Consider the following 19,933-nt stretch of genomic DNA (forward strand, 5'->3'; position numbering starts at 1 on the left):
CGCAAGTGGGACGACGCATCATTGATCACATGAACGAACTGAGGAACATGACGGCCGGCCCGGTGCTGCTCCCCGGCGACGACGGCTTCGACCAGGCGCGACGGCCCTGGAACCTGGCGGTGGACCAGCAGGTGCGCGCGGTGGTCGAGGCGGCCGACGCCGACGACGTGGCCGCCGTGATCGGCTACGCCCGCCTGCACGGCCTGGCGGTCACCGCGCAGCCGAGCGGCCACGGCGCGTCGGGCGACACCGAGGGGACGATCCTGCTGCGTACCGGCCGGCTGGGCGGGGTGGAGATCCGCGACGGCGTGGCGCGCGTCGGCGCGGGCGTGAAGTGGGGCGAGGTGCTGGCGGCCGCGAGCCCGCTCGGGCTGACCGGCCTGGCGGGCAGCTCGCCGGTGGTGAGCGTGACCGGTTACACCCTGGGCGGCGGCCTGAGCTGGTTCAGCCGTAGGTACGGCTTCGCCGCCGACAGCGTGCGCGCCGTCGAGGCCGTGGACGCCGACGGCGGCCGGGTCAGGGTGACCGCCGAACGCGACCCCGAGCTGTTCTGGGCCCTGCGCGGCGGCGGCGGCGACTTCGCGATCGTGACGGCGCTGGAGTTCGACCTGCACCCCGCGCCCGTGCTGTACGGCGGCCGGATGATCTGGCCGGCCGACCGCGCCGAGCAGGTCATGGCGGCCTTCCGCGAGGTCACCGCCGACGCGCCGGAGGAGCTGTCGGTGTGGTTCCAGCTCCTGACGCCGCCCGGCGCCCCCGGCTTCGTCATGGCCGACTGCACCTACCTGGGGGCCGACCCCGGGACGCTGCTACGGCCGTTCGAGGCGGTGGGCGGGGCGATCGCCGACACCAGGCGGCGGCTGCCGGTGGCCGAGCTGGCCTCGATCTGCGACGAGCCCGTGGACCCGAGCCCGGGCGTGGGCCACACCGAGCTGCTGACCAGGCTGGACGACGAGGTCGCCGGCGTGCTGACCGGCGAGCCGATCGAGCCGCTGCTGGCGGTGCAGGTCCGGCACCTGGGCGGGGCCGTGGCCAGGCCGGTCGAGGGCGGGGGCGCGGTGGAGCGGCTGGCGGAGCCGTACCTCGTGCACGCGCTGGGCCTGCCGTCGCCGGAGGTGGCGGAGCGGATGGAGCGGCTCGGCAAGTCGCTGGTGCCGTTCAGCACCGGGCGGCGTCCGTTCACGATGCTGCACGGCGGGGAGCAGGCGGCGGCGGCGTTCTCGCCCGAGACGCTGGCCCGGCTGCGCGACCTCAAGCGCGCCCGCGACCCGCTGAGCGTCATCAGGTCCAACTTCCCGGTGCTCGGCTGACCGGCCTACGGCTCTTCGAGGACCAGGTCGCACGTCGCCCGGGGATCGAGGAAGGCGCACAACCCGGCGGCCTCGGTCAGCAGGGCGTCGCGATCCGTGCGGCGCAACGGGGTGAACGGCCGGATGCGCAGCGTCCGGTCCCGGATCCGCCAGGTGCCCTGCCACATGCCGTCGACCAGGAAGGTGCCGGTGGTCGCGCCGTTGCCCGGGGGGAGCGGGACGGGGCGGTTGCCGGGGATCACCCGGGTCCGGTCCTTGTGTGACAGCAGCAGATTGTCGTATTCGGGGAGGAATCTGGGCGGGGCGGGCACGTCCTCGGCCGGGCGGGGCGCGTCGGGCAGGTCGTACAGCACCTGCCGCTCCTCCCCGCGGAACACCCTCAGAGGCAGCCGCTCCACCACCTCGCGCAGGTGGGTCAGCCCGGACCACAGCTGCACGTCCGCGACGCTCGCCGGGCCGAACGCGCCGAGATAGCGCAGCACCAGCGCGTCCACCGGCGCCGGGCGCAGCGGCGCGCCCAGCCAGCTCTCCACCGGCGCCCACGCGGCGGGGCCGGTGCCGCCCCAGACGCCCCGCGGCGGCACCTGGCACAGCGCGAGGTGATGCGTGACCGCGTAGGCCAGCGCGCTCGGATCGGCGCCCGGCCGGCTCTGCGCGAGCAGCCTGCCGAGCTCGCCGCGGGTGCGCGGCCGCTCCGCCAGCAGCCGCCCGGCCTGTTCGAGCAGCGCCTCCCGGTCCGCGTCGCCGAGGCCGTGGCGGAAATGCGCGCGGAAGTGCGCGCGGAAGCCGGCGGCGTGCAGCGGACGGAACAGCGCGCGCCAGTCCAGGCAGTCGCGCGCGCTGACGAGGTGCACGGTGTTGCGCATCAGGTGCAGCCGCACCACCTGGCGCTGCTCGGTCAGCGCCGACAGCTCATCCGGCGCGAAGCCCCGCAGCCGGGTCCACAACCCCACGTACGGGGCCAGCGGCGCCTGGGACTGCATGCCGCCCAGGTGCTCGATCGCGTCGATCGCCCGGCCCGGCGCGCGTTCCAGCAGGTACTGGCGGGCCAGCGTGGCCCGGTTGAGGCGACGCCGGCTCAGCACGTCGCTCACCGCAGCGGCCCGAAGAAGGCCCGCAGGTCGGCCGCCAGCAGGGCGGGGGCCTCCATCGCGGGGAAGTGCCTGCCGCGCTCGAACTCGCTCCAGTGCGCGCCGGCCGGCGCGGGCACCAGCCGGCGCACGGTCTCGTCGGCCCCGAAGACCGCGAACCCCTGCGGCACGGCGGGCGGCGCGCCCCAGTCGGCGGAGTGGGCCTGCTCGTACAGGGTGTGCGCGGCGGACGCGCCGGAGCCGGTGAACCAGTACAGGCTGACCGTGGTGAGCAGCTGGTCGCGGTCGACCGGCAGGTCGGTCCACTCGTGGACCTTCTCGGCGATCCAGGCGAGCTGCAGCAGCGGCGAGTCGGCCAGGCCGTAGCCGATGGTCTGCGGCCGGCTGTTCTGGATCGCCAGGTAGCCGGAGCCCTCCTGCTGGAAGGCGTCCATCCGGCTCAGGATCAGCTTGTCGACCGGGTCGTCGGCGTCGAGCCGGTCGGCGATCCCCGGCATGAAGGTGGCGACGTTCGCGGCGGTGAACGGATCGGTCACCACGTGCACGCCGACGACGTGCTCGCCGTCGAGGCCGGCGAGCAGGCCGGACACGCCCGCGCCGACGTCGCCGCCGTGCACGCCGTACCGCTCGTAGCCGAGGCGGCCCATCAGCTCGGCCCAGGCGCGTGCGGTGCGCCCCATCGACCAGCCGGTCCCGCCCAGCGGCGTGGAGAAGGCGTAGCCGGGCAGCGACGGCGCGACGACGTGGAAGGCCGGGCCCTCGTCCGGGGCGACCAGTGGCTCGATCAGGTGCAGGAACTCGGCGACGGAGCTCGGGTAGCCGTGGGTGATCAGCAGCGGCCTGGCGTCGGGCCGGTCGGACCTGACGTGCAGGAAGTGGATGCGCTGGCCGTCGATCTCGGTGGTGAACTGCGGGTACCGGTTGAGCCGGGCCTCCTGGGCGCGCCAGTCGTACTGCGTGCGCCAGTACTCGGCGAGCTCCTTCAGGTGGCCGAGCGGCACGCCGCGGGTCCATCCGACGCCGGGCAGCTCGCCGGGCCAGCGGGCGTGGGCGAGCCGGTCGTGCAGGTGGTCGACGTCGGCCTGGGGGATCTCGATTCGGAAGGGCTGGATGTCGTCGCGCACGGCGCTTCTCCTTGTGAACGGCTCGGCCATGAGTGCTCTTGCGCTCATGCGGAGAACACTAGGAACATTCGCGGAAAGGATCGTTCCTAGATCGTCGTCAGGATCGAAGAATGCTGGAAACCTCGGCGCGGCTGCTGCGCCTGCTGTCCCTGTTCCAGGCCAGGCGCGACTGGACGAGCACCGAGCTGGCCGCCCGGCTCGGCGTCACCACCCGCACGATCCGCAACGACGTCGGCCGGTTGCGCGCGCTCGGCTACCCGGTCGACGCGCGGCCGGGCGTGGCCGGCGGCTACCGGCTCGGCTCGGACGGCGCCCTGCCGCCGCTGCTGCTGGACGACGACGAGGCGGTGGCGGTCGCGATCGGCCTGCGCACCGCCGCGAGCGGCTCGATCGCCGGGATCGAGGAGACCTCGATGCGGGCGCTGGCGAAACTGCAGCAGGTGCTGCCCGCGCGGCTGCGTCACCGGGTGAGCGCCTTCCAGTCGTACGCGCTGCCGATGCCGTCGCGCGGCTCGCAGGTGGATCCCGACGTGCTGACCGTGATCGCGAGCGCGTGCCGCGACCATGAGCGGCTGCGGTTCGACTACCGGGCGCATTCCGGGGCGGCCAGCCGGCGCTCGGTGGAGCCGTACCGCCTGGTGCACGACCGGCGGCGCTGGTACCTGGTGGCCTGGGACGTCGACCGGGACGCCTGGCGCACCTTCCGGGTCGACCGGATCGAACCGCGGACGCCGGCGGGGCCGCGCTTCACGCCCCGCGAGCTGCCGCCCGACCACGAGATCACGGCGCGGGTGGCCCGCGGGGCCGGCGAGGCGACCTGGCGCTACCGCGCGCGGGTCATCGTGCACGCGCCCGCCTCGCACGTGCGCGACCGGCTGCCGATCCCGGTGGACGTGCAGCCGCTGGGCGAGGACCGGTGCGTGTTCGAGCCCGGCTCGGACCATCCGGAGATGCTCGCCCTCCACCTGGGCCTGCTCGGCGCGGACTTCACGGTCGAGGACTCGCCGGAGCTGGTGGCCGCGCTGCGCACGCTGACGAGCCGCTACCAGCGCGCGATCGCCGCCGCCGACCAGCCACCCGGCACGCCTTGAAAGGCCGTGCCCGGCCAGCCGGCACGCCTTAGAAGGCCGTGCCCGGCCAGCCGGCACGTTCAAAGGCCGCGCCCGGCCAGCCGGCACGTTCAAAGGCCGCGCCCGGCCAGGCGACGCCCGTCGGCGCCGTGTCAGGCGGGGTCGCCGTGGCGGCCCGCGCCGGCGGCGAACCTGGCGGCGCCCTCCGCGGCGTCCGGCAGCGAGACCAGGCCGTGGCGCAGCTCGTTGCGCATGGCCTCCTCCTCGGGCAGGCCGTGCTGCTCCAGCAGCGACATGCGGTCGCCGCGCAGGCACGCCTGCGGGAACGCGGCGATCCGCGCGGCCAGCTCCTCGGCGTGCCGCCGGGCCGTGCCGGTGGGCACCAGGCGGTTGACCAGGCCCATGTCACGTGCCTCCGGGGCGCTCACCGCGCGGCCGGTGAGGATCATGTCCATGGCACGGGAGGCGCCGACGAGCCGGGGCAGCCGCACCGTGCCGCCGTCGATCAGCGGCACGCCCCAGCGGCGGCAGAAGACGCCGAACACCGCGTCCTCCTCGGCCACCCGCAGGTCGCACCAGAGGGCGAGCTCCAGCCCGCCGGCCACCGCGTGCCCGGCGACGGCCGCGATCACCGGCTTGGACAGGCGCATCCTGGTGGGCCCCATGGGGCCGTCGCCGTCCTCGCCGACGTGGTTGTCCAGCGCCTTGAGGTCGGCCCCGGCGCAGAACGTGCCGCCCTCGCCCCACAACACCGCCACGGCCGCGTCGGAGCGCTCGAAGCCGGCGAACGCGTCCGTGAGCGCGTCGGCGGTCTTCCTGTCCACCGCGTTGCGCGCCTCCGGCCTGCTGATGACGACGGTGGTGACGGGCCCCTCGCGCTCGACGCGTACGGTCATGCGACCCTCCTCCGGGAAACCTGCCGAGCGTACCCTCAGGCGAGGGCCCCGGCCAGCAACGCGTCGAAGTGGTCGGCCGCCGGGGCGTCGATGCCGCGCAGCGGGCCGCGCTCGGCCAGGTGCGCCTCGGCGTACAGGCGGGCGACCAGGGCCTTGCGCCCGTCGTCGAGGCCCCAGCCGGCCTGGTCCTCCAGCAGGGCGGCGGCGTAGACGTCGGCCATGAACTGGGCCAGCGGGTAGAGGCGTTCCTCGGCGAGCGCCGGGTCGAGGCCGTGCCAGGCCGCGACGGCCTTGGACAGGTCGTCGATCCGCGCGTGCACCAGGTCGGAGGTGGCCAGGGCGCGCAGACGGGCCAGGAACGGCACGTGGGCCTCCTCGCGGAGCATGGCGCGGCGCACGTCCAGGCACAGGATGTTGTCGCCGCCCTCCCAGATGGGGTTGACCTGGGCGTCGCGCAGCAGCCTGGCCACCGGCCACTGCTCGATGTAGCCGTTGCCGCCGTGCACCTCGATCGCGTCGCTGGCCGCCGTCAGGCCGAGCCGGGCGGCGCGCAGCTTGATCAGCGCGGGCCCGAGCCGCAGCCGGGGGCCGACCAGGCCGTCGAACACCATCGCCTGGGCGGCCTCGACCTCGACGATCAGCTCGGCCAGCTTGCGGCGCATCAGGGGCTGGTCGATGAGCGGACGGCCGAACGCCTCGCGGGAACGCGCGTAGCAGATCGACTCGACCAGGGCCCGCCTGGCCACGCCGACGCCCATCATGGCCACGCCCAGCCGGGAGGCGTTGGTGAGCTTCATCATCGTGCCGAGCCCGGAGCCGGAGCCCCGCCCGGCCAGCAGGAACGCCTCGGCGTCGGTGAACTCGACCTCGGCCGAGGCGACCGAGCGGGTGCCCAGCTTGTCCTTCAGCCGCCGGATGCGCACCCCGTTGCGCGAGCCGTCGCGCCGCTCCCACAACGCCAGGAACGGCGCCACCGACCCGTCGGGCGTGCGGGCGAGCACCACGAACGCCGAGCCGTTGGCGTTGGAGGCGAACCACTTGAACCCGGTCAGCCGCCACGCCTCCCCGTCGGGCTCGGCCCACGCCTCCAGGGCGGCCAGGTCGGAGCCGCCGGTGCGTTCGGTGAACATCTGAGCGGCCTCGCCGGAGTAGTAGCCGTCGGCGAAGATCTCCCGGACCCGGTCACGCACGTCCGGCGGCGCGTGCTTCTCGGCCAGTGAGACCACCATGTCGCCGCCGGTGCCGAGTGCGCAGCCCATCCCGATGTCGGCCTGGTCGAGCAGGTACGTCCAGGCCGCCGCCAGCGCGGCCGGATCCGCCCCGTTCGCCCGTGCCTCCTCGGCGAACGACGGCGAGGTGAAGTTGTCCTCCATGAGCGCCGCGCGCGCGGCCTGGAAGGACGGCGGCATGACGACCCGGCTGACGTCCCTGCCCCACTTGTCGTACTTCTCCAGGCGGGGCGGGTTGCGGTCGGTCTCCTCGGCGCACTCGGCGACCAGGCCGCCCATCAGCGCGCCGAGCCGTTCGAGGTGGGGCTCGGCCCAGGCGAAGCCGTCGCCGAGGTGGCGCCGCATGAGCAGGCGCAGCGTGGGGTCGCAGGTCCACCAGTTGCGCCCGGCCGCCCCCTGGTAGCGCTCGGTGGCGTAGCGGTCGCTGTGGTCGAAAGGTTCGATGAGATACCGGCCCATACTCGCGAGTGTTACATATAATCAACACGCGATGGAAGACCGTAACACCTCACTCAGCGCCCGGTCGGCGGTGCTGAGCGCGCTGCTCGGCAGCCACCCGCCCCGGCTGCCCGCCCGTCACCTGGTGCGCATCGGCGCGCTGTTCGGCATCGCCGAGGGCACGGTCCGGGTGGCGCTGTCGCGCATGGTGGCGGCCGGCGACCTGACGCAGCAGGGCGGCCGCTACACGCTGTCCGAGCGGCTCGTCGAGCGCCAGGCCCGGCAGGACGAGAGCCGCGACCCGCACACCAGGCCGTGGGACGGCACCTGGGAGGTGGCGGTGGTCACCGCCGAGCGGCGCGCCCCGGCCGACCGGGCCGCGTTCCGGCACACGATGTCCGCGCTGCGCATGGGCGAGCTGCGCGAGGGCACCTGGCTGCGTCCGGCCAACCTGGTGCGCGAGTGGCCGGAGACCGTCACCGCGCAGTGCACCCTGATCGACGGCCGCCCGCACGGCGACCCCACCCCGCTGCTGTGGGACCTCGACGGCTGGGCGGCCGAGGCGGCCCGGCTGGAGCGGGCGCTCGACCGGGCCGACGGGCTGGCCGAGGGCTTCCTGGTCTCGGCCGCCGTGCTGCGCCACCTGCTGGCCGACCCGCTGCTGCCCGCCGAGCTGCTGCCCGCGGGCTGGCCGGGAGCCGCCCTGCGGGCCCGCTACAACGCCTTCGACCGCCGCTACCGCGAGGTCCTGCGCGCCCACATGGAAGGCTGAGCCCTGCTGAATCAGAGCTCGACGCCGAAGACGATGCGCTTGTTCCTGAACTCGGTGACGCTCCACACCTTGCCGCCGCGCACCGTCAGGTCCTCGGGCCCGATCGGGTAGGGCCTGGTCAGCAGCTTGTCGCCGCTGTGGACGAGCAGTCTGCCGTTGGTGGCGGCGTCGGCCGCCTGGCTCAGGTACCACTTGCCGCCCCACGAGACCGCGCCCTGGATCTTGGGGTGGCCCATGACGAAGGCGTCCTTGGGCGTGCCGTCGGTCAGCGGCAGGTTCCAGCGGGCGACCCACCCGCCGGGGTCGTTCTCCCGGTACTCGCCCGCGACCAGCGCGGGCGAGCCGCCGCTGCGGTCGACCGACAGGAACGAGAAGTGCGGCCCGCCGCGCACGAGCTTCCAGCAGTCGGTCTGCGGGAGCAGGTAGCGGTAGCCGAAGGCGTGGAACCGGCCGCCGGAGCGCCCGATGCGCGCGGGGTCGCCCAGGTCGGGCTGGGCGGTGCGCAGGTCGAGCAGGTTGCCCAGGTCGAAGACGCGCAGGCCGTTGAAGGTGTCGGCGACGTAGAGCAGGTCGCCGTGGCAGGCCAGGCCGCCCGCGTGCACGTCGATCGGCCCGTACGAGCCGTCGGGCCTGGCCTCGACCAGCAGCGCGTGCTGGTACTTCAGCGTCCGGGGGCTCAGGAACGACACCCTGATCCCCCGCTCGCCCGCCGCCGGCTTGAAGTACCAGCTCACCAGCAGCACCGGCACGCCGATGGCGCCGGACTCCTCGCCGCAGGTCACGCCCTGCGGGTACCAGTCGACCGTGTCCTGGTCCTTGGCGTCGAAGGCGTACCAGTCCGCCGGCCTGGGCCGCATCGAGCCCAGCGCCGCCGTCGCGCCCTTGTGGACGGCGGTCCTGTTGGCGTGGGCCAGCAGGGCCTCTACCCCGGTCGCGCCGATCTCCCCGGCCAGCTTCGCCGCCCCCGTGGCCAGCGTCCCCGTGGCCCGCGTTAACGCGTAGGGCGCCTTGTCGGCCGGTACCATCCCCGTCGCCGCCATATCTGCCTCACTTCGTCCGTCTCTCGGAGTAGTTTGACGGACGCGCGGCGGCATTTGTTGGCGTTCAGTCCCCGTTCAATCCCCGTTCAGTCCCACAGGTGCACCGGCAGGCCCGACAAGGCCAGCTCGCGGTAGCGGCGCACGAGCCGTTCCCGGTCGCCGCCGAAGCGCGCCAGCGCCTCGCGCTGCCAGACGGCGCCGGTGCGCCGCAGCCGGGTGCGCTGGGCGATGACGTCCAGCGCGGTGTCGGCGTCGTGGGGGGTCACCCCGGCCGCCAGCAGCGCGGCCCGCGCCTCGGGCAGCAGCCTGAGCACCAGGTCGGCGGCCTCGAACTCGCCGTCCAGCCCCGGCCAGGTCAGCTTGGCCTCCAGGCCGTCCTGGGCGGCGCGGTAGAAGTTCTGGTACGCCTCGGCGAACCGGTAGCCGGTCAGGTCCCGCTCTGCCTGCGACAACGTCAGCCCCAGCAGGAACGCCGTGTTCGCGGTCATGTCCGCGCACGAGGGCCCGGCGGGCAGCGCGCGCATCTCGACCCGCAGGTGGCCACCGTCGGCCGGGTCGTAGACGGGCCGGTTCCACTGCCAGATCGTGCCCTGGTGCAGCCGCAGCTCGGGCACCTCGTGCGGCTCGGCGTCGTCGGACAGGTCGGGCACGATCGGCTCGTAGTCCTGGACGTACCGCTCGAACAGCTCGTGCGCGCCCTCCCGCACCCAGTCCGAGCCGAACGTGACCCGCCCGTCCCTGCGTCCGCGCCGCTCCACGTCGCGGTCGTCGGCCGCCTCCTCCATCAGCGCGATCCGCGTCTCCGCCCACAACTGCCTGCCCAGGAAGAACGGCGAGTTGCCGCACGCGGCCAGCACCGGCCCGATGGCGAGCTGGGCGGCGTTGAACAGCCGGGCGAAGCGGTCGGGCGGGGTACGGATGTGCACCTGCCAGGAGGTGTTGGCGCTCTCCAGGATCACGTCCTCCACCGACAGCTCCAGATCCTCGATCTTGACGAGGAACGGCTCCAGCCGCAGCCGCCTGATGCCCCTGCTCATGGCCCGGTAGCGGTTCTGGTCGCTCATCGCGCCGATGGTGAAGTCCTCGGCGGCCAGCGTGGGGAGAATGCCGATCGGCAGCGCGCCGCCGTCCTCGACGGCGGCGTCCACCTTGGTCACCGTCTCCTGGATCTCGGCCCCCATGCGCTCGAAGGGCGCGCCGGCCAGCGGCATCGGGGTGAGGTTCACCTCGATGTTGAAGCGGCCCAGTTCGAGCACCACGCGCGGGTCGTCGAGCCTGTCCCGCACCTCGTCGTTGCGCGGCAACGGCCGTCCTTGCTCGTCAATGAGGAACAGCTCCAGCTCGGCCCCGATGGTGGCCGGCCCCTGGCCGAAGCCAGGGGTTTCGAGCAGCTCGCGAAGAGTGCCGAGCTGCTCCCGGATGCGTTCTCCGAAGCGCGCGTACTCCGCCTCGGAGAACCGCTCTTTGTCCAGATCTCGTCCCATCGCCCCCTTCTGTCCAGTACGCAAGTGTCCACACCTCACCAGCCGATCGGTCCGTCGTCCTCCAGGTAGGCGCCGGTCGGTCCGCCGGCGTCCAGGGTCGCCAGCCGTACGGCGATGGCCGCGCCCTGCTCGGCGGTGCGGAGGCCGGTGTGGGCGTTGAGGTCGGTGGCGCAGTAGCCAGGGTTGGCGGCGTTCACCTTGACGGAGGTGCCCATCAGCTCCTTGGCGTAGCAGACGGTGATCATGTTGAGCGCGGTCTTGGAGGAGTTGTAGGCGGCGAAGTTGAGGTCCCAGAACGGGCTGTCCGGGGTGAGCGCCAGGCTGATCGAGCCCAGCTCGCTGGACATGTTCACGATCCGGCCCGCCGGTGACCTGCGCAGCAGCGGCAGCATGGCGTTGGTCACGGTCACCACGCCGAACACGTTCGTCTCGTAGACCTCCCGCAGTTCCCGCGCGGTGACGGCGCTCGGGACGCCCCCGTCCAGCCCGCCGGCGACGCCCGCGTTGTTGACCAGGATGTCCAGCGAGCCGTACTCGGCCTCGATCCACTTGGCGGCGGCGGCCACGCTCTCCTCGTCGGTCACGTCGATCCGCACGTACGGCAGGCCCAGCCGCCCGGCGGCGGCCCGTCCGCGCTCCTCGTCGCGGGCGCCCACGATCGCGGTGATCCCCCGCTCCGCAAGCAGCCGCGCGATCTCGTGGCCGATCCCCTTGTTCGCGCCCGTGATCAGGGCAGTCGTCGTCATGGCCCAACGTTCTCCCAGGCCGCGGCGGGGACGGGAGAGACCCGCGGAGGCTGGGATCGGCGGTACCACCTTCGCGCGCCCGCTCACCTGGCCTCAGGACGGAGGATGGAGGCATGAACCGCGACGAACTGGCCGGCTTCCTGCGCAGCAGGCGCGCCCGCGTCACCCCGTCCGACGTGGGCCTGCCCGGCGGCGGACGCCGGCGCACGCCCGGCCTGCGCCGCCAGGAGGTGGCCCAGCTCGCCGGGATGTCGATCGACTACTACATCCGGCTGGAGCAGGGCCGGGGCCCGCACCCGTCGCGGCAGGTGCTCGGCGCGCTCGGCCGGGCGCTCATGCTGGACCAGGACGAGCGCGCCCACCTGTTCCGGCTGGCCGGCCAGGTGCTGGAGACGCCCCGGATCAGGGAGGACGTGCCCGCGGGCACCCTGCACCTGCTCGCCTTCCTGGAGGACGTCCCCGCCTACGTCCTGGACGCCCGCTACGACCTGCGCGCCTGGAACCCGCTCGCCGGCATGCTCATGGGCGACCTGGACTCCCTGCCGCCCGACGGGCGCAACGTGATCCGCTGGGTGTTCAGGTCACCCGGCATCGCCGAGCACCTGTCGGACGAGGAGAAGAGCCGCTTCGCCCGCGCCTCGGTCGCCGACCTGCGCGTGGCCGCCGGCCGCTACCCCGACGACCGGGCGCTGCAGGCGCTGGTGGCCGAGATGCTGGCGCTCAGCCCCGAGTTCGCCGAGCTGTGGGCCCGGCACGAGGTGGAGGTGCGCAGGGAGCAGCGCAAACAGGTCACCCATCCGGTCGTCGGCACGATCGACGCCATCTGCCAGGTGCTCCCGGTGCCCGACCGCGACGACCTGCGGCTGGTGCTCTACACCACCGAACCCGGCTCGCCCTCCCACCGGGCCTTGCGCGACCTGCGGCGACTCACTCTAAGCTCATGAGATGCGAGCGGTTGCCTTTGACATCTTCGGCGGGGAGCTCGACGTGCGCGAGCTGCCCGATCCCACCCCCGCGCCCGGCGGGGCGGTGATCCGGGTCGAGGCGACCGGGCTGTGCCGCTCCGACTGGCACGGCTGGCAGGGGCACGACCCCGACATCAAGGTCCTTCCCCACGTGCCCGGCCACGAGCTGGCGGGCGTGATCGAGGCCGTGGGCCCCGACGTGCGCGGCTGGCTGCCGGGGGCGCGGGTCACCGTGCCGTTCGTCTGCGCCTGCGGCACCTGCGCGGCCTGCGCCACGGGCCAGCAGCAGGTGTGCGAGCGGCAGACCCAGCCGGGCTTCACCCATTGGGGCTCCTTCGCCGAGTACGTCGCCGTCGACCACGCCGACGTCAACCTCGTCCCGATCCCCGAGGAGATGGCCTACGCCACCGCCGCCGGGCTCGGCTGCCGCTTCGCCACCGCCTTCCGGGCGGTCGTCCAGGTGGGCGAGGTGCGTCCGGGAGAGTGGGTGGCGGTGCACGGCTGCGGCGGGGTCGGGCTGTCGGCCGTGATGATCGCGGCGGCGTCCGGGGCGCGGGTGGTGGCCGTGGACATCAGCACCGACGCGCTGGAGCTGGCCGAGCTGGCCGGGGCCACGCACTTCGTCAACGGCTCGGCCGGCGACGCGGCGGCCCAGGTCAGGGAGCTGACCAGGGGCGGCGCGCACGTCTCGCTCGACGCGCTGGGCAGCCCCCGCACGTGCGCGGCCTCGGTCGAGAGCCTGCGCAGGCGGGGGCGGCACGTCCAGGTCGGGCTGCTGCCGGGCGGCGCGACGCCGGTGCCGATGGACCGCGTGATCGGCCACGAGCTGCGGCTGCTGGGCAGCCACGGCATGGCCGCGCACGCCTACCCGCCCATGCTGGAGCTGATCAGGGCCGGGATCCTGCACCCCGACCAGCTCGTCACCCGGACGATCGGCCTGGCCGACGCCGGCAAGGCGCTGGCCTCGATCGGCTCGGTCCCGGGCGTGACGATGATCCTGCCGCGGGCGGGCGCGTGAGGGCCGCGTACAGATGATCGAGGGGGGCTCACTCCTCCAGCTGCACGCCGAACGTCCTGAGCACCAGCGCCAGCATGGCGTAGTGCGCGACGAGGACGACCAGCTCGATCCTGCACACCTCGTCGTAGCGGTCGCACAGGGCCGCCCAGGTGGCGTCGGTGAGGTCGCCCGCGTAGTGGAGGTCGTCGGCCACCTGTAACACCAGGCGGTCCTCGACCGGCCAGAGGGCGTCGAGCTGGCGGACCGACTCGATCTCGACGTCGGTCAGGCCGACCTCGCGGGCGATGCGGGCGTGATGGGCCCATTCGTAGGCGCTGCCGCTGTGGAAGGCGGTGCGCAGGATGGCCAGCTCGCGGTCGCGGGCCGGCAGCGCGCCGTTGAGCAGCGCGCTGCCGAAGCGCAGCCAGCCCTGGTAGAGCGCGGGGTGCCGGCCCAGCGTCGTGAACACGTTCTGGGGGTTCGCCTGCTGAAAGTCGTCCCATTCCGCAGGAGGCAGGGGCTTCACTCGAGGCTTCATGGCCATGAGCATTCCCCAAATGAGCGTCCACTTGTCCGGCGGCGGCTTTACCGTCACTTAGGAGGACTTTCCACAGTGCGGGCTTTACGTCAGGATTGAGTGGCCCGCAGGACGTTGCAAGCCTGGTCGACCGCAAGGACCCCATGGTGATTCGAACGTTGCTCGCTGAGGACATGAACCTGGTACGAGGGGCGCTCGTGGCGCTGCTGGCCTACGAGGAGGACATCGAGGTCGTCGCCGAAGTCGAGCGGGGCGACCGCATCCTGGCCGCCGCCCAGTCGTGCCGTCCGGACGTGGCGGTGCTGGACATCGCCCTGCCCGGCATGGACGGGCTCGCCGCGGCCGGCGAACTGCACGAGAAGCTGCCCGGCTGCGGCGTGCTGATCCTGACCGGCGTCGGCACCCCCGGGCTGCTGAAGCAGGCGCTGGAGGTGCACGTCCGGGGGTTCATGGCCAAGGACGCGCCGCCGGAGCGGCTGGCCGATGCCATCCGCCGGGTCGCCGACGGCGAGCGGGTCATCGACTCGGAGCTGGCCATCGCGGCCATGCGCCCCGAGGAGCCGCCGCTCACCCCTCGCGAGCTGGACGTGATCGGCGCGGCGGCCGACGGCGCCTCCATCGGGGAGATCGCCGCGTCGCTGTTCCTGGCCGAGGGAACGGTCCGCAACTACCTGTGCCGGACGACGTCCAAGCTGGGCGCGCGCAGCCGCATCGACGCCATCCGCATCGCCCGCGAGTCCGGCTGGATCTGACCTCCCTCCGCCGTCCCGGCCCGCCCCCCGCCCGCCCCCGCCCGCTCAGGGACGGGTGTGGGCGGCCAGGAAGGCCAGGACGTCGGCGGCGAGCGCGATGGACCGGCTGACGGCGCGGGCGCCGTGGCCGACGTCGCGCTCGTGGCGCAGCAGGACGGGACGGGAACCGGCCCCCCTGGTCCCCTGGGCCCACTGCATGGCCGCGCACATCTTGCGGGCGTGCATCGGGTCCACCCGGGTGTCGGCGGCCGAGACCGTGAACAGCGTCGCCGGGTAGTCGGCGTCCGGCCGGACGTGGTGGTAGGGCGAGTACGCCATCAGCCAGGCCAGGTGGTCGGGGTCGGCGGGGTCGCCGTACTCGCCGGTCCAGGACGGGCCGAGGCCGCTGAGGTGGTAGCGGGCCATGTCCAGCAGCCCGGCCGAGCAGACGGCGGCGGCGAACAGGTCGGGGCGCTGGGTGAGGGCCGCGCCGACGAGCAGGCCGCCGTTCGACTCGCCCCAGATGCCGAGCTGCTCCGGGGTCGTCCAGCCGTCGGCGACCAGTTTCTCGGCCGCGGCGACGAAGTCGTCGAAGACGTTCTGCTTGCGTTCCAGCATGCCGTCGCGGTGCCAGGACTCGCCCTCCTCGCCGCCGCCGCGCAGGTTGGCGATGGCCAGCACGCCGCCCGACTCCACCCAGGCCAGCGAGTCGGCCGCGTAGCCGGGCATGAGGGGGATGCCGAAGCCGCCGTACCCGTTGAGTATCGCCGGGCGGGGGCCCGCGCCGGAGGACAGCGCGACCACGACCATGCGCACGGGGGTGCCGTCGGCCGAGGTGTACTCCACGTGGTGGCTCCGCACGTCGGGCAGCGCGACCCGGCCGGGCGGGGCGGCCCACAGGGTGGCGGCGCCGGTGCGGGCGTCGTAGCGCCAGATCTCGGCGGGCGTGACGGCGTCGGTGTAGGTGAACCAGGCCTCGTGGCCGCCCTCGGGCCGGGAGCTGAGCGAGGCGATCGAGCCGCTGCCGGGCAGGGGCACCTCGCCCAGCCGCTCCCCCGTCCTGGCATCGTGCACGGCGATCTCGCCGATCGCGTGGCGGGTCCTGGAGACCAGCAGGCGGTCGCCGTCCAGCAGGGTGAACGCGCCGAGCACCGCCCGTGGGTCCTCGGGGACCAGCTCGCGCCACACCTCGGGCTCGGCCGGGTCGGCCACGCACAGCCGGCGCCGGGGGGCGTTGCGGTCGGTGAGCAGGTACAGGCGGCCGTCGGAGGCCACCGCGCCCGCCGTGCGCACGTGCGTCCCCTCCTGGACGACCCGCAGCTCCGGCCGGGCCGGGTCGCCGCCGGACAGGTCCGCCAGCCAGAGCGAGTTGCCGGCCGTGCCGCCCGCGGAGATCGTCAGCCAGCGGCCGTCCGCGCTGAGCTGCACGCCGTACGAGACCGGCCCGCCGGTCAGGACGGGCACGTCGTCGGGGACGCCGAGCCGGTGCAGGTGCACGCCCTCGTGGAAGCGCACGTAGTAGAAGCCCTCGCCGCCGGGCAGCCAGGCGACCGGCGAGTAGCGGCAGCCGCCGATGGGGCCGTCCACGAGCTTGCCGGTGTCGACCTCCTCGACGTACAGGTCGGCCTTCTCGTCGCCGCTGCGCGAGATCTGGTAGGCGACCAGGCGGCCCTGCGGGTCGGGCTGCCAGTCGTCCAGGGTGGTCAGGCCGGTGGGGTCGCGGTCGGCCGGGTTCAGGAAGGGCCGGTCGTCGCAGTACAGGACGGGGTGCTCCTGGCAGCCGGTCTGCCGCAGGTGGAAGCGCCGGCCGCCGCGCCACACGGGCGGGGTGACCAGGCCGGTGACGCTCAGCTCGGTGAGCCTGGCCAGGAAGCGCTCGCGGTCCGGCAGGCGCGCGGCGGCCTCCCGCCACAGCCGGTCCTGCGCGGCCAGCCATTCCCCGGTCCGCGGGTCGAGGGGGTCCTCCAGCCAGCGGTACGGGTCGGGGACGTCGCGCCCGTGGAGGCGGTCGGTGACCGGTTGACGTTCGGCGGGCGGGTACTCGTCTGCAAATGTCATGACACGGGCTCCGGTTGCCAGTGGCCGGCCAGGTCGGCGTACAGGGGCGAGACCCGGATCAGCTCGTCGTGCGTGCCGATCGTGATCCGGGGTCCGTCCATGAGCAGGACGCGGCGGGCGCGCAGCGCGGAGGTGAGGCGGTGCGCGACCACGATGAGCGTGCCGCCCCTGGCCGCGAAGGCGTTCTCGGCCAGGGCTTCGGCGGCGGGGTCCAGGTGACAGGTGGCCTCGTCCAGGATGACCAGCGGGGCATCGGTCAGGTGGGCGCGGACGAGGGCGAGGAGCTGGCGCTGCCCGGCCGACAGCGCCGCCGGGTCCAGCGTGGCGTCGTACCCGCCCAGGCTCTCGACCAGGTCCGTGGCGCCCAGGGCGGCCACGGCCTCGTCCAGGCGGCCGGACCCGGGCGCGAGGTAGGCGAGGTTGTCGCGCAGCGTGCCGCGGAAGACGTACGCCTCCTGGGGGATGAGCACGCGGGCGGCTGGGTCGGCGCGGTCGGCGGGCACGCCGCCGACCAGCACCTCCCCCTCGCCGGGCCGCAGGATGCCGCTGAGCAGGGCGGCGAGCGTCGACTTGCCCGCGCCGCTCGGGCCGACGACGGCCAGGTGGTCGCCCTCGGGGACGGTGAGGCCCAGGCGGTCCAGGACCGGCGCCGAGTGCGGGCCGTAGGCGAAGGTGACCGACCGCAGCGTGACGTCGCCCCCGGACGGACGGACCTTGGGCGGGGACGGCGGCTGGGGCGGCGCGGCGGCGGCGATGCGGCGCAGCGTGGCCACCAGCCGCACGCCGCTCACCCCGAGCCCCTGGACGAGCCCGCCGAGCGCGGGGGCCAGCGACTGGGTGACGTAGGCCAGCGCGCCGACGATCACGCCGGGCCGGGCGCCGCCGTCGAGCAGCCAGGGCGTGCCGGCCAGCAGCAGGACGACGGGCAGCCAGCCGCCGACGGCCAGCGCGGCGGTGCGCACCGCGGTCACCCTGGCCAGGGCGCGGGCGGCGTCGCGCTGCGCGCCGACCTGGCGGGCCAGCCGCTCGTCCTCGCGGTCCTGCAGGCCGCACGCCTCGATGTCGCGCAGCCCGGCGGCCGTCGCGGTCATCGACCGGGCCAGCTCCTCGTCGGCCAGCAGGAACGCGCGCTGCCGCCGGGCCAGCGCGGGCAGCGAGGCCAGGAAGAACGCCAGCCCGGCCGCGAACGGCGGCAGCACCAGCACGAGCGTGCCCGGCGCCAGCGTCAGCAGCCCCAGCACCACGCTGACCAGCGTGAACGCGAACCCCCTGACCGTGGTGACGACGGCGGCGAAGGCGTCCCTGGCCAGCTCGACCTGGAGCCCGGCCCGCGCGGTGGCCGCGCTGTCGGGCCGCTCGTCGAGCGGGCGGCGCAGCGCTCCCTGCACCACCCGCGTCAGGAGGTCGTCGCGGAACGGCTCGGCCACGGCGGCCACGGCCAGCACCACCTGGCGGGCGCCGGCGGCCGAGACCAGCCACGCCAGCCCGAGCGCCGCCAGCCAGGCCAGCCCGGTCAGCGGCCGGGCGCGGGCGAAGCCGTCCTCGATGGCGCGGGCGACGGCGTGCCCGACCAGGAAGGCGGGCGCGGCCTCCAGCACCGACCAGAGCAGGATGGCGACCAGCCGCCGCGGGTCGCGCACGAGCGCCCGCCGGAACCCGGCCGCCGCGCCGGGGACCACGGGGACGCCAGAGGCCGTGGGGACGCCAGGGTCGGGGGTCATGGGCGGGCCTCCTGGAAGACGGCCCGGTAGGCGGGGTCGCGCCACAGCACGTCGTGCGGCCCGGCGGCGCGCACCCGGCCCTCCTCCAGCCAGACGACCTGGTCGGCGCGGGCGGCGGTGGCCAGGCGGTGGGCGGTGATCAGGCGGGTGCGGCCCCTGGGGTCGCCGGTGAGCGCCCGGCTGACCTCGCGTTCGGTGACGGTGTCCAGGCTGGAGGTGGCGTCGTCCAGCACCAGCAGCCGGTCCCCCCGCGCGAACGCCCTGGCCAGTCCGAGCCGCTGCCGCTCGCCGCCGGACATGGGCGTCTCGGCCAGCGGCGTGTCGTAACCGGCGGGCAGCCGGCGGACGAACCCGTCGGCGCGCGCCGCCAGGGCGGCCTCCCGTCCCGCCTGGGAGCCGGGGACGGCGCCGATCGCCTCGCCGACGGTGTCGCCGACCAGCACCGGCCGCTCGAAGGCGTAGCCGATGGCCGAGCGCAGGCCGTCGCGGGTCAGCTCGCGCAGCGGGACGCCGTCGAGCAGCACGTCCCCGCGTTCGGGGTCGGCCAGGCGGCCGGCGAGGGCGGCCAGCAGGGACTTGCCGGAGCCCGACCGTCCCACCACGGCGGTGACCGTGCCGCCGGGGATCGTCAGGTCGCCCACGGTGAGCCCGTCGGCGGCGACGTCGCGGAACTCGACCGTGCCGGGGCCGGGCGGCAGCGCGCGCGAGCCGTGGCGGACCGGGGGCAGGGTGAGGACGTCGGCGACGCGGGCGGCGGCGGCCCGCGCCCTGGCCAGGCCGCCGACGTAACCGAGCGAGGTGCTGAGCGCGGCGCCGAGGGCGGCGTAGCGGGCGGCGGCGTACAGGTCGCCGACGGTGAGCCGCCCGGCGGCCAGCATGAGCCCCCCGGCGGCCAGCACGGCGACCTCCAGCAGCGGGATCATCAGCCCCGACCGGACCCCGGCGGAGGCGTTCGCGCGCCACAGGGCCATGCCGTGCGCGCGCAGCCGGGGCAGGGGCGCGAGCACCCGGCGGGCCTCCTGGTCGGCGGTCCCGGCGGCGGCGATGGTGCGGGCGCCGTCGAGGGCGTCCACGAGGCGGGCCGCGATCTCGCCCTGGACCTCCTGGTAGCCGCCGGAGATGACGGTCGTGGCGCGCAGGAAGGCCCGCAGGACGAACACGATGAGGACGATGCCCGCCGCGAGGGTGAGGGTCAGCAGCGGATGGATGAGGGTGAGTGCGACCAGGGCGCCGACGGTCGGCACCAGCAGCGCCAGGGCGCCGGTGACCGTCTCGGGGGCCCGTCCGGCCTCCTCGGCGTTCAGCCCGGCCCGGGTGACGAGGTCGCCCTCGGGGAAGCGGCGGGTGGCGGCCCGGCCGACGCCGAGCACGTGCCGCAGCACGCCGAGCCTGAGCCGGGTGGCCGCGTACGCGCTGCTCGCCCCTCTGGCCCAGCCGCCGAGGCTCTCGCAGAGCACCACCACGGCGACCACGCCCGCGCACAGCGCCAGGGCGGTGGCGGCCGCCGGCGAGCGGGCGAGGAGCAGGTCGAGCGTGCGGCCGACGAGGAACGGGACGGCCAGCTCACCGGCCGCGCCGGCGACGGCGGTGACCGCCAGCACGGCGGGCCACGGGCCGCAGCGCCGTACGGCGTCCGTCACCAGGCGGTCTCCCGGTCCCACCTGCCGGCCTCCTTCGGACTCGGGAGGTCCCCGCGCCACCACGAAACGGCGCGGGGACCCTG

The 19,933-nt window shown here is 74.7% G+C and carries 17 protein-coding genes; 6 read left to right on the top strand and 11 right to left on the bottom strand.

All coding sequences use genetic code 11. From position 1 onward, the window contains the following. Positions 1 to 29 precede the first annotated feature (29 nt). The gene (locus ACWEJ6_RS15635; protein ID WP_452424198.1) at positions 30 to 1,310 is read left to right on the top strand and encodes an FAD-binding oxidoreductase; all 1,281 of its coding nucleotides are present in this window, start codon (positions 30 to 32) and stop codon (positions 1,308 to 1,310) included. A gap of 5 nt (positions 1,311 to 1,315) precedes the next feature. Here the strand turns inward: ACWEJ6_RS15635 and ACWEJ6_RS15640 are convergent, their stop codons facing one another. Further along, a complete protein-coding gene (locus tag ACWEJ6_RS15640; RefSeq protein ID WP_452424200.1) occupies positions 1,316 to 2,395 on the bottom strand; it encodes a winged helix DNA-binding domain-containing protein in 1,080 nt (359 codons plus the stop codon). A gap of 5 nt (positions 2,396 to 2,400) precedes the next feature. Continuing rightward, entirely contained in the window at positions 2,401 to 3,525 is a 1,125-nt protein-coding gene (locus tag ACWEJ6_RS15645; RefSeq protein ID WP_452424202.1) for an epoxide hydrolase family protein, read from the bottom strand. 110 nt (positions 3,526 to 3,635) lie between these two features. Between ACWEJ6_RS15645 and ACWEJ6_RS15650 the strand changes: the two genes are divergently transcribed. Further along, positions 3,636 to 4,616 (top strand): helix-turn-helix transcriptional regulator, encoded by a 981-nt coding sequence (locus ACWEJ6_RS15650; protein WP_452424204.1) that lies wholly within the window; start codon positions 3,636 to 3,638, stop codon positions 4,614 to 4,616. A 131-nt stretch (positions 4,617 to 4,747) separates the two neighbouring features. Here ACWEJ6_RS15650 and ACWEJ6_RS15655 read toward each other — a convergent pair whose 3' ends face one another. Together ACWEJ6_RS15655 and ACWEJ6_RS15660 are read right to left on the bottom strand one after the other, a co-directional pair. Continuing rightward, positions 4,748 to 5,491, bottom strand: coding sequence for a crotonase/enoyl-CoA hydratase family protein (locus ACWEJ6_RS15655; protein ID WP_452424206.1), 744 nt, complete (start codon positions 5,489 to 5,491; stop codon positions 4,748 to 4,750). A gap of 35 nt (positions 5,492 to 5,526) precedes the next feature. Then, positions 5,527 to 7,179, bottom strand: coding sequence for an acyl-CoA dehydrogenase family protein (locus ACWEJ6_RS15660; protein WP_352356881.1), 1,653 nt, complete (start codon positions 7,177 to 7,179; stop codon positions 5,527 to 5,529). Positions 7,180 to 7,210: 31 nt separating this feature from the next. On the opposite strand from ACWEJ6_RS15660, the gene ACWEJ6_RS15665 reads away from it, so the two are divergent. Next, the gene (locus ACWEJ6_RS15665; RefSeq protein ID WP_452424208.1) at positions 7,211 to 7,930 is read left to right on the top strand and encodes a PaaX family transcriptional regulator C-terminal domain-containing protein; all 720 of its coding nucleotides are present in this window, start codon (positions 7,211 to 7,213) and stop codon (positions 7,928 to 7,930) included. 11 nt (positions 7,931 to 7,941) lie between these two features. Here the strand turns inward: ACWEJ6_RS15665 and ACWEJ6_RS15670 are convergent, their stop codons facing one another. The 3 genes from ACWEJ6_RS15670 to ACWEJ6_RS15680 form a co-directional block, all read right to left on the bottom strand. Then, entirely contained in the window at positions 7,942 to 8,970 is a 1,029-nt protein-coding gene (locus ACWEJ6_RS15670) for a hypothetical protein (RefSeq protein WP_452424210.1), read from the bottom strand. A gap of 86 nt (positions 8,971 to 9,056) precedes the next feature. After that, the gene (locus ACWEJ6_RS15675) at positions 9,057 to 10,454 is read right to left on the bottom strand and encodes a glutamate--cysteine ligase (RefSeq protein ID WP_387664669.1); all 1,398 of its coding nucleotides are present in this window, start codon (positions 10,452 to 10,454) and stop codon (positions 9,057 to 9,059) included. A gap of 35 nt (positions 10,455 to 10,489) precedes the next feature. Next, entirely contained in the window at positions 10,490 to 11,200 is a 711-nt protein-coding gene (locus ACWEJ6_RS15680; protein ID WP_452424212.1) for an SDR family oxidoreductase, read from the bottom strand. Positions 11,201 to 11,313: 113 nt separating this feature from the next. Here ACWEJ6_RS15680 and ACWEJ6_RS15685 point away from each other — a divergent pair, with 113 nt between their 5' ends. After that, positions 11,314 to 12,144: a helix-turn-helix transcriptional regulator gene (locus ACWEJ6_RS15685; RefSeq protein ID WP_452424214.1), complete on the top strand. Its 831-nt coding sequence runs from the start codon at positions 11,314 to 11,316 to the stop codon at positions 12,142 to 12,144. Between the two features lies 1 nt (position 12,145). Next, a complete protein-coding gene (locus tag ACWEJ6_RS15690; RefSeq protein WP_452424216.1) occupies positions 12,146 to 13,183 on the top strand; it encodes a zinc-dependent alcohol dehydrogenase family protein in 1,038 nt (345 codons plus the stop codon). 28 nt (positions 13,184 to 13,211) lie between these two features. Here ACWEJ6_RS15690 and ACWEJ6_RS15695 read toward each other — a convergent pair whose 3' ends face one another. Beyond that, complete coding sequence (locus ACWEJ6_RS15695) at positions 13,212 to 13,700, bottom strand: carboxymuconolactone decarboxylase family protein (protein WP_452424218.1); 489 nt, start codon at positions 13,698 to 13,700, stop codon at positions 13,212 to 13,214. 143 nt (positions 13,701 to 13,843) lie between these two features. Here ACWEJ6_RS15695 and ACWEJ6_RS15700 point away from each other — a divergent pair, with 143 nt between their 5' ends. Next, the gene (locus ACWEJ6_RS15700; RefSeq protein ID WP_387664510.1) at positions 13,844 to 14,452 is read left to right on the top strand and encodes a response regulator; all 609 of its coding nucleotides are present in this window, start codon (positions 13,844 to 13,846) and stop codon (positions 14,450 to 14,452) included. A 45-nt stretch (positions 14,453 to 14,497) separates the two neighbouring features. On the opposite strand, the gene ACWEJ6_RS15705 is transcribed toward ACWEJ6_RS15700, so the two are convergent. The 3 genes from ACWEJ6_RS15705 to ACWEJ6_RS15715 are packed head-to-tail and all read right to left on the bottom strand — an operon-like array spanning position 14,498 to position 19,871. Beyond that, complete coding sequence (locus tag ACWEJ6_RS15705; RefSeq protein ID WP_452424220.1) at positions 14,498 to 16,489, bottom strand: prolyl oligopeptidase family serine peptidase; 1,992 nt, start codon at positions 16,487 to 16,489, stop codon at positions 14,498 to 14,500. Next, complete coding sequence (locus ACWEJ6_RS15710) at positions 16,486 to 18,210, bottom strand: ATP-binding cassette domain-containing protein (protein WP_452424222.1); 1,725 nt, start codon at positions 18,208 to 18,210, stop codon at positions 16,486 to 16,488. The genes ACWEJ6_RS15705 and ACWEJ6_RS15710 overlap by 4 nt, the downstream gene beginning before the upstream one ends. After that, on the bottom strand, positions 18,207 to 19,871 hold the full coding sequence (locus tag ACWEJ6_RS15715; RefSeq protein ID WP_452424224.1) for an ABC transporter ATP-binding protein: 1,665 nt from the start codon (positions 19,869 to 19,871) through the stop codon (positions 18,207 to 18,209). Before ACWEJ6_RS15715 ends, ACWEJ6_RS15710 begins: the two co-directional genes overlap by 4 nt. Between the last annotated feature and the right edge of the window lie 62 nt (positions 19,872 to 19,933).

The sequence above is a fragment of the Nonomuraea sp. NPDC004702 genome (assembly GCF_053601695.1).

Excerpts from the sequence above, each read along its gene's own strand:
- ACWEJ6_RS15635 (WP_452424198.1), top strand. The coding sequence starts at position 30 with ATGAACGAACTGAGGAACATGACGGCCGGCCCGGTGCTGCTCCCCGGC.
- ACWEJ6_RS15650 (WP_452424204.1), top strand. The coding sequence starts at position 3,636 with ATGCTGGAAACCTCGGCGCGGCTGCTGCGCCTGCTGTCCCTGTTCCAG.
- ACWEJ6_RS15655 (WP_452424206.1), bottom strand. The coding sequence starts at position 5,491 with ATGACCGTACGCGTCGAGCGCGAGGGGCCCGTCACCACCGTCGTCATC.
- ACWEJ6_RS15660 (WP_352356881.1), bottom strand. The coding sequence starts at position 7,179 with ATGGGCCGGTATCTCATCGAACCTTTCGACCACAGCGACCGCTACGCC.
- ACWEJ6_RS15665 (WP_452424208.1), top strand. The coding sequence starts at position 7,211 with ATGGAAGACCGTAACACCTCACTCAGCGCCCGGTCGGCGGTGCTGAGC.
- ACWEJ6_RS15670 (WP_452424210.1), bottom strand. The coding sequence starts at position 8,970 with ATGGCGGCGACGGGGATGGTACCGGCCGACAAGGCGCCCTACGCGTTA.
- ACWEJ6_RS15675 (WP_387664669.1), bottom strand. The coding sequence starts at position 10,454 with ATGGGACGAGATCTGGACAAAGAGCGGTTCTCCGAGGCGGAGTACGCG.
- ACWEJ6_RS15680 (WP_452424212.1), bottom strand. The coding sequence starts at position 11,200 with ATGACGACGACTGCCCTGATCACGGGCGCGAACAAGGGGATCGGCCAC.
- ACWEJ6_RS15685 (WP_452424214.1), top strand. The coding sequence starts at position 11,314 with ATGAACCGCGACGAACTGGCCGGCTTCCTGCGCAGCAGGCGCGCCCGC.
- ACWEJ6_RS15690 (WP_452424216.1), top strand. The coding sequence starts at position 12,146 with ATGCGAGCGGTTGCCTTTGACATCTTCGGCGGGGAGCTCGACGTGCGC.
- ACWEJ6_RS15695 (WP_452424218.1), bottom strand. The coding sequence starts at position 13,700 with ATGAAGCCTCGAGTGAAGCCCCTGCCTCCTGCGGAATGGGACGACTTT.
- ACWEJ6_RS15700 (WP_387664510.1), top strand. The coding sequence starts at position 13,844 with ATGGTGATTCGAACGTTGCTCGCTGAGGACATGAACCTGGTACGAGGG.
- ACWEJ6_RS15705 (WP_452424220.1), bottom strand. The coding sequence starts at position 16,489 with ATGACATTTGCAGACGAGTACCCGCCCGCCGAACGTCAACCGGTCACC.
- ACWEJ6_RS15710 (WP_452424222.1), bottom strand. The coding sequence starts at position 18,210 with ATGACCCCCGACCCTGGCGTCCCCACGGCCTCTGGCGTCCCCGTGGTC.